The following is a 15,775-nucleotide window of genomic DNA, read 5'->3' as shown; positions in this document are numbered from 1 at the left end:
GGTCCTGCCCGCCGAGCGGCGGGCAGGACCCTCAGGCAGGCAGGACCCTCCCGCGCGATGATCGGGGGCTCGGCGCCCTGTGATCGCTTGGGAGGACCTTCCCGCCCCGTCCGTTCCGTCTGGGGCCCTTCAGCCCTGCGGCCGGCTCACAGTGTCACCCGGTTTCGCAGGTGGGTCGTCAGCACGGAGTAGTCCAGATTGCCCAACCCCGCAGCCACGGCCTCGTCCGCCAGCAGCCGCGCTTGGCGCGCCAGCCGCAGCTGTACCCCACAGGCGGCAGCCGTCGCCTCCGCGACCTTCATGTCTTTGGCAAAGAGCTTCAGCCGCGAGTCTGCGGGAAACTCACCGCGCTCGATCATCGCCCGCTTGCGGGTGACCAGCGGGCCGACCCTGGTGCGCTCGAGTTCGTCGAGCAGCAGGTCTTGGTCGAGGTCCAGCTTGTCCGCCAGTGCAAGTCCTTCGGCCAGCAGGGCGACCATGGGCGCGACACAGGTGTTTAGGACACACTTGAGCGCTGACGCCGCGCCCAGCGGGCCGCAGCGCACGACCGTTCCCAGCGTCTCCAGGACCGGCTCGGCGGCGATATGGGTCGCGTCGTCGCCACCGGTCAGGATGCGGAGCTGGCCGGCCGCCGCCTGAGGGACGCTGCCTGTCACTGGTGCGTCGAGCAGTCGTGCGGTCGGCGGTAGCCCTTCGGCCAGGGCAAGTGTCTCGTGCGGCGCGATCGTCGACATCTGCACGATGACCTGGGGCTGGCCGACCGCGACACCCTCTGGCCCGCTGATCACCGCACGCACGGCCTCGAAGTCGCTCACTAGCACGAGTGCCGCCCGGGCGCCGGCCGCGGCCGCCGCAGGCGAGGTAGCGACGGTCACCCCGGTGCCCGCGAAGGCGGCGGCTCTGGCAGGCGTGCGATCCCATACGCTGACCCGGTACCCCGTGTTCGCCAGCCGGGTCGCGACCGGCATCCCCATCAGGCCGAGGCCGCAGATGGCCACGGCGGTCATGCGGCCTCCCCACAGTAGTCTGGGGGAGTCGGGTGTCGCTGCGGCCACCAGGCCAGACTCACGACCACCGCTCTGCGGCTTCTGTCAGGTCCACACCGGACGACGTACGCGCCGAGAGGAGCAAGGCTTCGAGATCGGCGTCCGTTGCAGACACGTGCAGGTCGGTGAGAAGCCCGCTTAGCGGTATGTGCTGTTGGAGCCACGCCGGGCACGACACACGCACCGGGTCACCGCACGCCTGACGCCATTTCGCCGATAGGTCGATGGAAAACCCTGTATCGGAGCGGGTGACCGTGATCTCGGCCGGGCCGCGCTGCGAGCGGTATTTCGTCGCCGGGGTATGGGCGGTACCGCTGGCCGTCGCGTCGTCGCGGGAGCCGATCGGACCGGAGTACGTGTTGAACACCATTGCCGGGCCGTCGAGCACGTAGGTCAGGTGCCAGGCGCCGAACGGGACCACGGCGAGGTCTCCGGCTCGGCATTCTTGGAAGAACACGGACGACTGGCCGTCGGGCTTGTCGAGGATGCTGCTCAGCATCAGCACACGGCCGCTGAGTACCTGGAAGATCTCGAGTTGGTCGGCGGGGTTCCAGTGTCCGGTCGAGCGGAATGGCTCGCCGCCGGGCAGCGTGCCGTCCTGGTAGATGACGAGATCGGCGGACCATAGGGTGGCGCCGGCCGATGTCGGCCCGTCCTGCTTCTCCGGGGCGGGCACCACCCGTGAGGGGAGGACATCACGCGCTGCGGAATAGAGTTCCTGGTCGGCCCCGGCGGCGACCGCTGCGGCCACGGCGGCCGGGTCCGCGAAGAGTACGTCCGGGCCGCCCCCCTCGTCCTTGCTGAAGAAGTCTGCGAGGCGCCGCTTTTCCAGGCGCTTGACAGTCCGTTCCACGGAAAACCTCCTATCGTCGTGCTCGAACTCGCGTCGAGCAGCATCGGTCGGTGCGTTGTCTACGAACCTTGCCGGTGTCGGGGCCAGGACATCAAAGTGGCAGTGGTACCGAGCGGGGCGGTCAGCTCGGGGATGAGGAGGCAGCGGCCGACCCGTCGACGGTGGTCAGGCAGGCCAGGTGCGCTGCGGGATCGCTCTCGGGATCGGAGGGCCCCGACAGCAGGTCGTCGAGTAGCAGGAGTCCGCTGAGGTAGAGCCCCAGGGCGAGTTCGCGGCGGGCAGCCCACCCGGACGCCCCAGGGAACGTGCGGACCGTCTGGTCCGAGAGCCGGCAGGCCGCCTCGGCCAAGACGTGGAAGGCGTGGGCGTACAACAGCCTTCGGAGCCACAGCGGGTCGGTGTGACCGAGATGACGGAAGAACTCGACGGTCATCAGGGTGGCGGGCACTTGCGCGGCGGCGGTGTTGTAGGCCTGCACTGGGCAGCGCAACCGGACTTGGTAGCCGCGGGCGTCGCGGCCGATCTCGAATCCGCCGGCCATCGCGGCGTCGAACAGCGTCAGACTGAACAGTGCCTTGGCGGCGTCGTACACGGGATCCCAGTGCTCGTCGATGCCGCGTGGGTCCACCACGGTGAATCGGGGGCCAAGATCGCGGCCGGGGCCGCCGTCGGTGCCCAGCATCAGATTGCCCAGGTTCAGGTCCCCGTGCACCGGGTAGTACAGCTGGGTCGGCTCGATCGCGGCGAGCACGTCCGCCCGGGCCGCAGTCCGGCGGAGCAGCTCGCGGGCGGACGGCACCGCCCGCCCGTTCACCCGCAGGTCCACCTCGTCAACCAGCCGGCCCAAGTGCCTGGTCAACAAGGGAAGGCGGCGGGTCAGGCGGTCCAGATGGGTGCTGATGCCGTGGCCGGGGGGTGCGGGCATCGCGCTCGCCGCGTAGCCGTGCGTCCCGAGGACCCCGAACACGGACTGCAGTGCCGCCAGGAACTGCTGCCCGCCGCCTTCCCCGCCGTGCAGGAGTGTGACAGGGGAGACACCGTCGATCCAGGGCATGGCATAGGCCCCCCAGTCGCGCCCCTGCCATTGCCCGACGAGCGGTACGTAGTGCGGCGAGAGACCTGGCAGCTCCCGGTGGATTCGGGCGATCTGTGCGGGCTTACGGAGGAAAGAGCCCAGGTCATGGCCGTCCACCGTCCCGGCACCGGCACCGGCACCGGCACGCAGGAGTTTGACGACGACCACGTTTCCATCCGCGTCTTCGCAGCGGTACACCTGCGCGGGCGTGCCGCCGCCGGTGAGCTCGTGCGCCTGCCGCAGCCCCAGTTCGTCGCACACGCCCTTGGGGACCTGCTCCAGAACGTCTCGGGAGCGCACGTCAAGGATGGTCATCGGTGTATTCGCCCTCTGCGGCTGGTACCCATGGACAGTGGTTGCGCCTTCTTCTCGCTGACTCGTGCGGCCCCGGTGAATCAGGTTCGCGAGGCCTACACGCCTCCGATGCAGGGCCCGTCTGTGCGACGTGCCTCCCGCAGCTCGGCGACCACGATGTCGTTGACGGCATCGAGGACTTCCGCAGGGGAGGCTTCGTCCACGTCGAGGACGTGCCAGCCCCACTTGGCTGCCATCTGCTCGTACTCCACCAGCAGCGCGCCCTGAAGTTCGAGGAAGGACGACCGGCCCGCGCGGCCGGCGAAGCCCATGTCCTCGACTGGACCGACGCCGCCGCGCTGCGCGGTGACGCGCTTGTAGCATTCCTCTGGCGTCACCCTCAGGAAGACGCCGATGTCGGGCTGCATGAAGTGGCTGGAATAGGCGTCGGAGATGAAGGTGGACACCCTGGCGATGAGATCCTTGGAGATGTCGTCGCTGGGAATCGCGTTGGCTACCCGCAGCACCTTCATGATGTTCTTGTAGCCGTAGCTGTCCGTGACAACTACCCGGCCGCGGGCCACGCTCGCGTTGAAGAACTCTGCCTGAATCAGCATGTCTGCAACGAATTCGAGCAGCGCGGACGCCATCACGCCGGACCGGTGGACGTCGACCGGATATGCGGAGCCCGCCTGTTCGAGCCTGGCGAGCGTGAAGTCCTCGTACAGGGGCGGGCCGTGCTGCACCCGGAGCGAGGATTCGTCGGTCGCGCCGCCGTAGCGCGTTCGCCAGGTCTCCACCAGGAGTTGACGCAAGGTGAGGTGCGGAAACTCGACACGATCGAGCCTGGCGGCGATATCCCGCCACCGCACGAACTCGGACTCGTGCCCCTGGTTCTCCAGGCGCTCGGTCAAGCCATGGGCGACGGTGGTCTTACCGGATCCGTCCAATCCCAGGATCCCCACGTACCTGCCGCGGCCGGTGCCGGTCGCGTCCCTCATAACCATGGAAATGAACTCATTCCAGTTGAGCGCCGCGTCTGCGCGTTAAATAGTATTTCTGGTACGCACTGTCTTGTCCCGCCGCTGCCCAAGGATCTCAAGGTAACTCCTTGTCTGGTCGGGGATGTGCATCCGGACAAGACAGCGGGCTGCCGAACCTGTGGGCAATGCCAGGAGAATTGCGCTCCGTTGCGTGCCCGGAGCGACGCATGCTGCGTCGGGTGGCTGTCGAACTGACTGTCACGACCGGACCGATAGAAAACTTTCCTAACTCCCCTCCGGAACGGTAGCCGATCCAAGGGGTGCCGTCAAGAAGGCTTCTGACGCTGAGTCATCGAAGTGGAGCCCTCGCTGGCCAGTGCGAACGCAACCTTCGGCCACGTTCTGCCTGTTGGCTCAGCAACATTCCAGCAGGGTCATGAAGTCCGATATCTCCCCCTATTGCAGGTATTGACCGGCGATGAATTTCCGGCCCCGGAACGCCGAAGGCTTGACGCCCGGCGGGGCAATCCTCAGAGTGTTGCGAACGCGAATGTTTCGGCGCGCGCCAATGCCATAGATGATTTATTCTCGCCACTGCCTCGCCCCGAGCCGCCAGACCGGTTCTCGAAGAGCCCGAGGAGAAACAATGCGACCGAAGGACCCTGCTGTTCCGGCGATTCGAGAGGCCCTTCTATGGGCAGCCGGAAGGCCGGGCGAGGCTCCCGACTTCGAGCGGCTCGACCCCAGGGCCCTGTTCGAGGCCCTGACCGCGCACCGGCTCGAAGTACGCCTTTGGGCAAGGCTGCAGGCCGACCCGGCAGCGGGACCGGCGGTCGATGCCCTTCGTGAGCGACTCACGGTCCGGCGGCGAGAGATCGAGGAGCAGACTGCCCGCCAGGTAGACATGGTCATCGAGCTCACCGAGCAGCTCCGGGACAACAGCCCCGAGGACCGCCTGATGGTCCTCAAGGGCGTAACCCTCTACGGTCTCGGCGGTGACCCCGCCTTCCTACGGCGCTGCGCGGACGCTGACGTCATCGCCCTCGAACCGGCCCGGTTGCTGGGGCTGGCCTTGAAGCGCGGCTACCGGCGGTTCGACGGAGGGAGCCACCTTGCGGCGTTCGCTACCTTGGAGTCCGCTGGGCGCGGTGAAGTCGACATCCACTCCTATTTCCCGGTGACCCGCCTAGGCGCCCGGCCTGCACCCCGGCCGGCTGACCATCCGGGGCACTGGGAGCACACCGAGGGCTTCCTGGTTCAGCAGATCATGCCGGACGAGCTCACCGAGTGGATCGCTCCCGTACGCCGCGGTCCGATTCCTTCCTCGGTGAACCTGCTGCGAGCCGAGGTGGCCGCACTGATCCACTCCTCACACCTGCACGTCGAGGCGCTTTTGTGTGTCTATCCGACACCCGCCGCGACAATCCGCCTCGCCGAACTGGCTACAGTGGTCGACCTCTGCGCGCTGCCCGAGTTCGACCCGGATCTGATGGCCGCGCTGATCGAGCGTTATCGGGCCGGTGAAGTCTTCTCCTACACCCGCACGCTTGCCGTCGCGCTGCTGCAGCGGGACCCGTTCGCCGGGTATCCCGAGCTCCAACGACTGGCTCCGGTCCGGGAGTCCTTCCCGGTCGACCTCTGGTGGGACGGCCTGGTCGGCTTCGCGGTCGACCTCCCGTGGGATCCTGAGCAGCTGGTCTTTCGGGATCTGGGCATGAGGGATGTGCTCTGCTCGATCGGCGCCGCTGAACTGATGCTGACCGACCGGCCGACCCCGTTCTCCACTCGGCTCGGCGAGGACGGCGCGCTGAGCCGGGCCGTCGTCCGCCGCGCCGGCAACGACTTCGAGGTCCGCGGCAGCTTCGAACACACCGATGAAGCCCTGCTGATCGAGCTCGCCGTACCCGCTGGAACCGAGCAGGAGATGACCGGAGTCTCGCTCAACTTCGGCGACCACCGCTACGAGTACTTCTACTGGGCGGCGGGAGACCTCCTTGACGAGGCGGACTACTCCAACGTGGGTCCCGGGTCGGTTCCCGTCACGGCGGCTGCCGCGCGCGTGGACGGGCAGGACCTCTTCCGCTTCCGGGTTCCCCTGGCCGGGACCGGCGCCGCTCAGGAGGCTGGCGGTGAGGTCACCCTCCTCGCTGGCGTGCGTCGACAGCGGCGCGAGTGGGGCCCGGTGCGGGCGGGAGCGATCCTTCCGCTGCTGATCACCGTCGGGGGCTGAGACCATGACGCGCTCGCGCCTGTCCGACCGCAACGTCGACCAACTGCTGGCCACCCGGCAACTGCTGGCCCTGCTGCGCCAGGCCGGCGCCCCGCTGGTGGCCGGCACCGCGGCGCTCCACGCCCTTGTCGGCCTGTTGCCCATTGTTTTCGCGCTATGCGTCGGCTTTGCGCTGCAGGCCGTGCGCGACGGCCTGCTCGGCGACGGCAGCGGCCTGAGCGGTTGGCTCACCGTGGCGCTCGCCGCGTTCGTGGGCCAGCAGGCGCTCGCGCCGTTCCAGGTGTCCCTGTCGCAGGCGGTGGCCCAGCGGGTGGACGGCGCGTGCGTCGCCCGGATGCTGCGCTCCTCCTTTGTCGATGCCCGAGCCGAAGTGGTCGAGGACGAACGGGCCACGGATCAGCTCAGCGAGGCCAACCTGGCCTTCGACTCGCTGGGTCTGACCCCGGGGGCCGCCGCGGAGGGCGCGCTCGCGCTGATCGCGCGCTACGCCAGACTGGCTGGCTCGGTTGCCCTGGTCGGCTTTGCCTGCACCTGGTGGGCCGCGCTCGGTGCCCTCGTCGTCGCCCTGATCACCCGCCGGGGCCAGACCGGGGCTTTCCACACCTACGGCCGGCTGTTTCGGCGACTCGCGCCGGAACGACGGAGAATGGCCTACCTCAGAGAGCTCGCCACCAGCACAGGCGCGGCCAAAGAGGTGTGCACTCTCGGCCTGTCGGACTGGCTGGACAGCCGCTACCAGCAGGAGGTGCAGGGCTACCTCGACCCGCTCTGGCGCGGTCGCCGGGCAGTCTACGGTCCGCCCTTCCTGCGCTACTCCGCGCTTGGGCTGCTGGTAGGCGGCGCGGTCCTGGCAGCTGTCGCCCAGAGCGCCGACGGGGGCGGCACGGGAACCGCCCGGCTCGCGATCGCCCTGCAGGCTGGGGTGATCTGCCTGCGCTTCGGCAGCTACTTTCCCGAGTCTGACACCAAGCTCCAGTACGGACGCCAGGCTCTTGCGGCAATCCTCGAGTTCGAAGGCCTCAGCGCGCACTCCCTGGCCGAGGCCGCACGGCCCGCCGTTCCCTGTCCGCCGTCTGGCGCCCTCGAACTGCGCTCGCTTTGCTTCCAGTACGAGGGCGGTGCCGGTCCCGTCCTGGACGGAGTCGACCTGGTGCTGGCCGAAGGCTCCTCGACCGCCGTGGTTGGCCTCAACGGCGCCGGCAAGACGACCCTGGTCAAGCTGCTCACCGGCCTGTACCAGCCGACCTCCGGCACGCTGCGCTACAACGGCGTTGACCTCGGGTCGCTGCACGCGGCGGACTGGCAGCGCCGACTGGCCGTCACTTTCCAGGACTTCGTGCGCTACGACCTGACGCTGCGCGAGAACGTGGCCCTCGGCTCGATCGAGCACCTTGACGACCTTGACGGCATTAGGGAGTCACTGGGCCGGGTCGGACTGGGGAACCTGGCCGCCGCGCTTCCGGCTGGCCTGGACACCCCGCTCTCCCGCCGCCACCCGGGAGGTACCGACCTGTCTGGGGGGCAGTGGCAGCGGCTCGCCCTGGCCCGTTCGCTGTTCGCGGTCCGACATGGCGCCTCGTTCCTGATCCTGGACGAGCCCACCGCCCAACTGGACGCGCGTGGCGAGGCTGAGTTCTTCGAGACCTTCCTCGACCTGACCAAGGGTGTGACCAGCTTGGTGATATCCCACCGCTTCTCGACCGTGCGCCGCTGCGAACAGATCCTAGTCCTGGATGCTGGCCGCATCAGCGAGCGTGGCTCGCACCAGGAGCTCCTCGCCCAAGGCGGCACCTACGCCGAACTGTTCACGGTGCAGGCGAAGCGGTTCACCGCCCAGGACGGGCCGGTGAAGCGATGAAACTGTTGCTGCGGCTCCTGCGCTTCCTCGCCGTCCTTTCCTGGCAGACCGACCGGCGTCGGCTGATTGTCGGCGGGTCCCTGCTGCTGGCTGGCTACCTGGCCGCCCCGGTAGTCCCGCTGATGCTCAAGGGGCTCACCAATGCTGCGCTCGACGGGCACGGCGGCGCGGCCGGCGGCTGGGCCACCGTTGCCGCGATGGCCCTCATCTGCGAGTTGATGCTAGGGCACTTCGCGCACCTGTCATACTTCGAGCTGGGTGAGCTGATCGAACTCGCGCTAAACCGACGCCTGCTGGCTCGCGTCAACGGGGCCGCAGGACTGGCCGCGTTCGATCGCCCCGAACTCGCCGACGACCTGGACCTGCTACGCCAGGATGTTGTCCGGATGCGGGACACCGTGCATGCCTCGCTCAGCCTGGTCTGCCTGGCGGCCCAGCTCCTTCTCACCGCCGTCCTGTTGGCCGAGCTGCAGCCCGCCCTGCTGGCGCTTCCGCTGGCCGCTGTGATTCCGGTACTCACGGGCAAACGCGCCGAGCGCGCGGTGGATACGGGCCGCCAGCAGAGCGCGCCGGCGACCGGCGCGATCCGGCATTTGCGAGGCCTCGCGGCCTCGGCCGCCGCGCAGAAGGAGATCCGGATCGCCGGCGCCCAGGGCTTCCTTCTCGCCAAGCACCAAGGTCTGCACCGGCAGGTCTCCGCAATCCAGGCTGCGGCCTACCGCCGGCAGGCGGTGCTCCGCTCGGCGGGCCAGCTCTGCTTTGCGCTCGCTTACGCCGGGTCCCTGTTGCTTGTCTTCCGGCAGGCCCAGCAGGGCCAGGCCAGCGTTGGCGACGTGGTCCTGGTGGTTACCCTGGCCGGCCAGGTCAGCGGCCAGGTCTCCACTGGCCTGGATCTGTTGAGCAAGGTCTATGCGGCCGCGCTGGGCATCGCCAGGTTTGAGCGGGTCACTGGCCTGCTGGCTGGCCCGCCGCAGGAGCGCGTCGCGACGGTGCTGGCGCCGTCCGCCCTGACCGGCGGAATCACACTGCGCGAGGTCTCTTTCGCCTATCCCGGAGGCCGCGAACCGGTGCTGCGGGACATGGACCTGACCCTGCCCGCAGGTCGCTCGATCGCCCTGGTTGGCGAGAACGGAGCCGGCAAGTCCACCCTGATCAAGCTCTTAAACGGCCTCTACCAGCCGACCAGTGGAAGCATCCTGCTGGACGGAAGACCCCTGGCCGAGGTCGGTGCGCAATCATGGCACGCTCGCACCGCCAACCTCTTCCAGGATTTCGCCCGGGTCAACCTCACCGCGCAGCAGAGCATCGGCATCGGCCAGCTCGACCGCATCGACTCCGCCGAGGCGGTCCACCGCGCCGTCGAACTTGCCGGTGCCGCCGACACGGTGGCCTCCCTGCCCGAGCGCCTGGACTCCCTGCTGGGCAAGGAGTACGGCCCCGGCACCGAGCTGTCCGGCGGCCAGTGGCAGCGGATCGGCCTCGCCCGTACCTTGATGCGTCCAGAAGCCCTGCTGATGTGCCTGGACGAACCGGCCAGCGCGTTGGACCCACAGGCCGAGGCACTGCTCTGTGACGCCTACCAGCACGCCGCCGCTCACATGTCCGCCACCGTCGGCGGCATCACGGTGTTCGTTACCCACCGGCTCTCCACCGTCCGGATGGCCGACACCATAGTGCTGCTGGAGGAAGGGCGGGTCTGCGAGACGGGCAGCCACCACGAGCTGCTGGCCCTCGGCGGGCGCTACGCGGAGCTCTTCGCCCTGCAGTCCAAGGTCTACACGTAGTGGCCTACCTGAACGAGACCGACCTGGGAGCGCAGATGAGCGCAATCGAGGAGACCGTCGCCGAGGGCTGGGGCGGCAGATACGCCGCTTACGCCCGCGCCACCTCCTGCGTCCAAGGGGGCGACCTGGAGTTCCGGTTCCTGGACGGACCGGCCGGAGCGCCGCCCGAGCGCAGCGTCCGGATCGCGAACGTGATCACCGGCTTCACGCACGCCTACCAGCTATCTGCGGCCAGAGAACACTGGACACTCAAGGTACCGCGCAGTTGGCCCAGCGGGCTGTACCGGGCAGAGTTCGAGCCCGACGGGGGCGAGGTGTGGTTCGCGGTGCGGGCGGCCAGGCCCGGCGGGCACCAGGCGATCCTAGTCTCACTGCCGTTCGCCACTTGGCAGGCCTACAACCGGGTCGGTGACCCAGGCTACGGACTGTACGGGACCGAACAGCACGATCGGGCCCACCGGGTGAGCTTCGATAGGCCCGGCGGCGGCCCTGCTCCTGAGCGCTGGGAGGAGGGGCTGATGCGCTGGCTGCACCGGACCGGGCAGACCGTCGACTACTGTTCGAACCTCGACTTGCACCTTGTTCCGGGGCTCCTCGACCACTACCGGCTGCTCGTCTGCAACGGCCATGACGAGTACTGGACGTGGGTGATGCGGGACACCGTCGAGGGATTCGTCGCCGCGGGTGGCAACCTGGCAATCTTTTCGGGCAACACCTGCTGGTGGCAGATGCGTCTTGAGGACGAGGGACGCACCATGGTCTGCTATCGTGACGCCGCCCTGGATCCTGTGGCCGCGACGGATCCGAGGCGGGCGACCACTGAGTGGTCGAGTGCCCTGGTTGGGCGCCCCGAGAACACCCTCACCGGGCTGAGCTTCCGCCAGGGCGCGGGATGCTGGACCGACTTCGACCTCATGCTCGACGACAGCTACCGCGTGGCGTTCGGCGATCATTGGGCGCTCGCCGACACTGGTCTTCGCGATGGTGACTCCTTCGCCCGCGGCGCCCTCGGCTACGAGACCGACGCAGCCGACCTGACCTGGATCGACGGAGTGCCCAGGGTGACCGGACGGGACGGCACCCCGGCCAGCTTCACCGTCCTGGCAACCGCCGACTTGCGACATTGGCGGGACTTCGGCCAAGGCGGCGCAGCCACCATGGGGGTGTTCACCCTCGGGCGCGGCAGCGTCTTCAACGCCGGAACCATCAACTGGGGCCGAGCGTTGGACGATCCGGTCGTGGAACGGATCACCCGCAATGTCCTCGAACGGTTCACGGCGCCGCCGGAGCCAGCCCGTTGGGAGGCTCTCGGACCCACTCCTGCCTTGCGCTGCCTGGTAGGGACCGGTGACCGCCTATTCGGCCTGGACGGCGCGGGCATCCTGCACTCGAGGGAGATCTCGTGCCAAAACATTCCCTGGAGCGTAATTAGCCAGGGCGGCGAAGCGTTCGAGGCACTCGCCATCACTGCTCCTCGGGAGGCCATGGGCGGCCAGGCCCAGGGCCTATATGCATTGGGTGCCGACGGTTCGATCCGTTACCGCGACGCGACGACCGAGCCACGCCAATGGTTGTTGGTCGGCCGGGCGCCAGCCGGCGCCGACACCCTCGCGGCCTGTCATGAAGGGCTCTTTGTTAGCTGCCAGGGTGACCTAAGCTACCTCCCCTTCAGGGACCTGCCAGCCTCTGCCGAGTTGGCCAAGGGCTGGCGGCTGGTCGGTCCAGCTCCCCGGCTCGCATCGCTCTCTGCCAGCATCGGACGCCTGTTTGCACTCACCGTCGACGGCCGGATTCTCAGCCGACTTCCTGCCCTTGAGCCCCTCCCTTGGCAAGAGCACGGCCTTGCTGGCGGCTGCATGGCGCTTGCCGCATATTCAGGCATGCTTCTCGGGGTTGACCCCGCCGCTCGGTCAGGGTTGCTCCGGCGCCTGATCACGCTGCCGGGGCCGGCAGCCGTCTGAATCCGCAGTACGGAGGTGGACTGCGTCGGAGAACTTGACGGGGGACTCGAAGGCAACTGCGTCCGTCGTCGGCCTCGAGGTGGTGCAGGGTGTGGACGAGCGTGAGTAGCCGTTGTCGTACCGATCGGGGCGCTTGTCGATCGAACGCGAGTCTCGATCGGGTGATTACGGGCCGGTGGACGCATAGAAGCAGGGCCTCCTGCACAGTTCGGGGATTGTCGAAGTCCTACCGAGCAACAGAGAGAGGCCCTGTTGTCCCAGTCTGTCGCGCTCGTGCCTGTTGCGTCCAACTCCCGCGTGTCGTCGTGTGATTGCCTCGCTCACACGTACGGGAATGCGGCCGACCATGGTGAGCGTGTGCGACGGTATCCGTCGGACATGACCGACGCCGAGTGGGCCCAGGTCCGCGTCGCACTGCCCACGCCCGGGTGGCTGGAGGGCAGGGGTGGGCAGCCGGAGGCGTACTGCCACCGGGCGATGCTGGACGCGATCCACTACCTCGTCGACAACGGCATCAAGTGGCGGGCGATGCCCGCGGACTTCCCGCCGTGGGACCGGGTGTACGCGTTCTTCCGCCGCTGGCGCGACCTGGGCCTGGTCAAGGAGTTCCACGACCGACTGCGGGGCGAGGTCCGCACCCGTGCAGGCCGGGACTCCGAGCCGAGCGCGGGCGTGATCGACTCCCAGTCGGTCAAGGCGGACGCCGTCGTCGGCGCCGACAGCCGCGGCTTCGACGGCGGCAAACTGATCAACGGACGTAAACGGCACGTCGTCGTCGACACGCTCGGCCTGCTGCTCGGGGTGACGGTCACTCCCGCGGACGTCGGCGACCGCACCGCCGCGAAGACCCTACTCCACCAAGTGGCCGACGCACACCACCAACTGGAACTCGTCTGGGGCGACGGCGGCTACACCGGCGGCCTTATCGAGCACTGCCTCACCGCCCTGGCCCTGGTTCTTCTGATCGTCAAACGCAACGACGACCAGAAAGGGTTCGTCGTGCTGCCCAAGCGGTGGATCGTCGAACGGTTCTTCGCCCACCTGATGCGCACCCGCCGCCTGGTGCGCGACTACGAGCGTCGCACCAGCACCGCCGAGGCGATGGTCTACTGGTCGATGACCCTGCTCATGACCCGCCGCCTGGCCCGGCCACGTCCTTCGCGAGCGTGAACCGGCCCGGTGCGCGCTCGGCCAGCCAGCCACGGGCCACCAGGCGCTTCGCCTTCGACCGCAACGCCTCCACCTTCGCCGGCACCACCTCCATCCCGAAGCAGGCGGCCAACTCCTGACAGGTCAAGGCTCCTTGGCCGAGCCGTGCGCTGTCCACGAGAGCCTGCAGGATACGTTGGTAGCCCACCGGCAACGCCGAGCAGGAAAGCCCCCTACGCCACACCGGCACCTGCGACTTCGGCCTCGCGCCCCCCCGGCTCCGAAGGCGTCTTCCCGGCCCGTCCCTCGGCGGCGGCCGACGCTGTCCGGACGGCCTGGGCGTGGCCTTGCCCGGTCTCGTCCACGGGGGCCGGCACCTCCCCGACCCGCGAGCGGGCGATAACCCATTCCTGCCAATCCTGTTCGGCTACGGCCAACTCGGCATGGATGCGGTCGGCCTCTTCCCGCAGTTCGTCCACGCGACGGCGAGCAGCGAGCTCGCGCTGTTCCAGCAGTCCCACGACCGACGGCATTCCCGACCTCCACCGGAGCGACGACATGACAGGTCACCACTCCCACAGAGGCGACGACCCTATGCCCGACCAGCGATAACACAGACCTCAAGATCGGAAAGACAACAGCTTCTAAGCTTGATTTTTAAGCCGCCGCTGCGGTCTTGGCGAGGTGGGCTTCGAGCGTGGGTTCGCGTTTGACGGTCTTCCCGACGTCGTAACGGGGCGCCGGCCTGCGATTCTTCGTGCCGGGTGGGCGTCCTGGGCCGGGGCGTGTCGGTTGTGGCACGGCTGCCGGGCAGGGTGTCTTCGCGCGGATGTTGCGGAACCCGCGTCGGACCCGGGCGGGCGTGAGCCTGTTCGGCGGCGCGGGCTTCTCCCACGGGCGACGCAGATCCTCGGCGAGGGGCCGGGCGAGGCGGAGCTGGGTGTGCGCGACGATGATCAGCCAGGTCCACAGGTCCGCGGTGTCAGGACGGCGGATCTTCGGGGTGGTCCATCCGAGCGTCTGCTTGATCAGTCTGAAGGTGTGTTCAAGATCGAACCTGCGCAGGAACGTGCGCCAGATCCGGTCCAGGTGCACGGTGTTGATGCCGGTGGCCGAGGACCACAGCCACAGCGGCTTCGCGTCCCTCTCCCCGGGCAGACGCTCGACCTTCAGGCGGACCAACGTGCCGTGGATCAAAGGGATTTCGCCCTCGTGATCAAGCCACGGACCGCGTTTTTGCAGGCGTTGGTGCATCCGGTCCCACGCACGGGCCTCCGCCTGTCCGTAGCGGGTGGTGTCTGTGGTCGTGGTGGTCTCGGGCTCGTGCCAGCTGTCGGGCTTGGCGAAGGAGAAAACGCCGCCGTGCCGGCGTGGGCGCCCGCCCTTGGGGCCGGAGCGGGCCTCACCCGGGTCGCGGAGCATGACCCGGTCCGAGCGCAGTCGGCCGGTCACCTCGACCGGCAGGTCCGCGAGCACGTGGGCCAGGCGGGTCACGTCGTAGCCGGCGTCCATCACGATGAGGATGTCCGGATCGCCTCGGTGCCACTGGCCTGCCGCGATGATGCGGTCGACGACCTCGCGCAGTTGGGTCGCGGTGACGGCGGTCGCGTCGTCGGCGGGTCCCAGCCGGACCGCGTCCAGCAGCCCGACCCAGGACGTACGCCCGGACTCCAGAGCGGCGACGAAGGAGTAGGGCCAGCCGGGGATGAGCTGGTCAGCGCTTCTGCCCCGGCCGTAGACGTGGCAGAACAGGCGCTCGTCGCTGGTCGGGGCGTCGGGGCGGAGCCAGTTGGAAACGTCCACGGCCAGGCCGATGCGCCCGTCCGCGAGCCGTGGCAGCGGCAGGCCGGCCAGGGTGCGACGCAGCCGCGTCGGCTCCAACCAGCCTCGGTCCAGTGCCTGGTACATCGCACCGTGCCCGCGTCGGTGCTCAAGGGCGAGCGACAACTCGACCAGCGTCTTCACCGGCCCGTCCGCGCACAGCACCGCGTCCGTCAGCTCGAAGAGGGCGTCCGCCCGCATGTACAGGCACTCGTAGAAGTCCATCCGAAAGCGGGACAGGACGCCCCACTGCTCGACGGCGGGCAGTTGCATGGGGAGACTCGTCATCAGCGGCCGTTTCCTCAGCTTCGTTACTCGACATCTCGAAGCGTGAGGAACGGCCGCCTCTGCTGTCCCGGGAAGAACCGTAGATCAGCAGGTCGAGTGACCGGCGACGTTAAACGCCAAGCTAAGCGGCGCTGGCGGGACCCCACCAGGTTCTTCAGCTGGGGCCAGAAGCAGCAGCTCATCCGCCAGGCCAACGGCCGGTGCGAGCACACGCCGCCCCTGTGGTTCCGGTGCCCGGCAGAGGGGACGGAGGCCGATCACATCCACCCCTGGAGCCGTGGCGGGCCGACTGAAATGTGGAACGGCCAGTTGCTCTGCCGCCGACACAACCGGCGGAAGTCCAACCGCGTGCCGAGCCCCCTCTACAGCTGGCGTCTCGCGCGCTGGCGCAAGAGGTACTGACCACCACGACCTGCTGTACCACCCTCACTGA

Annotated in this window: 13 protein-coding genes; 7 read left to right on the top strand and 6 right to left on the bottom strand. The window is 68.5% G+C overall.

Going from position 1 to position 15,775, the window contains the following annotated elements; translation table 11 throughout:
• Positions 1-146 precede the first annotated feature (146 nt).
• The 4 genes from ACIO5D_RS16045 to ACIO5D_RS16030 form a co-directional block, all read right to left on the bottom strand.
• A complete protein-coding gene (locus tag ACIO5D_RS16045; protein ID WP_400795624.1) occupies positions 147-1,007 on the bottom strand; it encodes an NAD(P)-dependent oxidoreductase in 861 nt (286 codons plus the stop codon).
• 58 nt (positions 1,008-1,065) lie between these two features.
• A complete protein-coding gene (locus ACIO5D_RS16040) occupies positions 1,066-1,899 on the bottom strand; it encodes a hypothetical protein (protein WP_400795622.1) in 834 nt (277 codons plus the stop codon).
• A 121-nt stretch (positions 1,900-2,020) separates the two neighbouring features.
• Positions 2,021-3,289 carry a phosphotransferase gene (locus ACIO5D_RS16035; RefSeq protein WP_400795619.1) on the bottom strand — a complete coding sequence of 423 codons (1,269 nt, stop codon included), beginning with the start codon at positions 3,287-3,289 and terminating at the stop codon, positions 2,021-2,023.
• Positions 3,290-3,384: 95 nt separating this feature from the next.
• Entirely contained in the window at positions 3,385-4,269 is an 885-nt protein-coding gene (locus ACIO5D_RS16030; protein WP_400795617.1) for a dTMP kinase, read from the bottom strand.
• Positions 4,270-4,897: 628 nt separating this feature from the next.
• Between ACIO5D_RS16030 and ACIO5D_RS16025 the strand changes: the two genes are divergently transcribed.
• The 6 genes from ACIO5D_RS16025 to ACIO5D_RS16000 all read left to right on the top strand — a co-directional run bounded on the left by ACIO5D_RS16025 (position 4,898) and on the right by ACIO5D_RS16000 (position 13,373).
• Positions 4,898-6,481, top strand: coding sequence for a nucleotidyltransferase family protein (locus ACIO5D_RS16025; RefSeq protein ID WP_400795614.1), 1,584 nt, complete (start codon positions 4,898-4,900; stop codon positions 6,479-6,481).
• A gap of 4 nt (positions 6,482-6,485) precedes the next feature.
• Positions 6,486-8,339, top strand: coding sequence for an ABC transporter ATP-binding protein (locus tag ACIO5D_RS16020; RefSeq protein WP_400795611.1), 1,854 nt, complete (start codon positions 6,486-6,488; stop codon positions 8,337-8,339).
• Positions 8,336-10,123, top strand: a complete 1,788-nt coding sequence (locus ACIO5D_RS16015; protein ID WP_400795608.1) for an ABC transporter ATP-binding protein — start codon at positions 8,336-8,338, stop codon at positions 10,121-10,123. Before ACIO5D_RS16020 ends, ACIO5D_RS16015 begins: the two co-directional genes overlap by 4 nt.
• On the top strand, positions 10,123-12,084 hold the full coding sequence (locus ACIO5D_RS16010) for a N,N-dimethylformamidase beta subunit family domain-containing protein (protein ID WP_400795606.1): 1,962 nt from the start codon (positions 10,123-10,125) through the stop codon (positions 12,082-12,084). The genes ACIO5D_RS16015 and ACIO5D_RS16010 overlap by 1 nt, the downstream gene beginning before the upstream one ends.
• A 378-nt stretch (positions 12,085-12,462) precedes the next feature.
• The gene (locus ACIO5D_RS16005) at positions 12,463-13,254 is read left to right on the top strand and encodes an IS5 family transposase (RefSeq protein WP_400795604.1); all 792 of its coding nucleotides are present in this window, start codon (positions 12,463-12,465) and stop codon (positions 13,252-13,254) included.
• Complete coding sequence (locus ACIO5D_RS16000) at positions 13,251-13,373, top strand: hypothetical protein (RefSeq protein ID WP_400795601.1); 123 nt, start codon at positions 13,251-13,253, stop codon at positions 13,371-13,373. The genes ACIO5D_RS16005 and ACIO5D_RS16000 overlap by 4 nt, the downstream gene beginning before the upstream one ends.
• Before the next feature lie 93 nt (positions 13,374-13,466).
• Here the strand turns inward: ACIO5D_RS16000 and ACIO5D_RS15995 are convergent, their stop codons facing one another.
• Positions 13,467-13,766 carry a hypothetical protein gene (locus ACIO5D_RS15995; protein ID WP_400795598.1) on the bottom strand — a complete coding sequence of 100 codons (300 nt, stop codon included), beginning with the start codon at positions 13,764-13,766 and terminating at the stop codon, positions 13,467-13,469.
• Positions 13,767-13,890: 124 nt separating this feature from the next.
• A complete protein-coding gene (locus tag ACIO5D_RS15990; RefSeq protein ID WP_400795595.1) occupies positions 13,891-15,342 on the bottom strand; it encodes an NF041680 family putative transposase in 1,452 nt (483 codons plus the stop codon).
• Positions 15,343-15,384: 42 nt separating this feature from the next.
• Between ACIO5D_RS15990 and ACIO5D_RS15985 the strand changes: the two genes are divergently transcribed.
• Entirely contained in the window at positions 15,385-15,744 is a 360-nt protein-coding gene (locus tag ACIO5D_RS15985; protein WP_400795592.1) for an HNH endonuclease, read from the top strand.
• Positions 15,745-15,775 lie beyond the last annotated feature (31 nt).

The organism is Kitasatospora sp. NPDC087315, assembly GCF_044744345.1.
In the GTDB taxonomy this organism is placed as follows: Bacteria; Actinomycetota; Actinomycetes; order Streptomycetales; family Streptomycetaceae; genus Kitasatospora.
The sequence above is the reverse complement of the archived record's forward strand: the minus strand, read 5'-3'. Positions and strand labels throughout refer to the sequence as shown.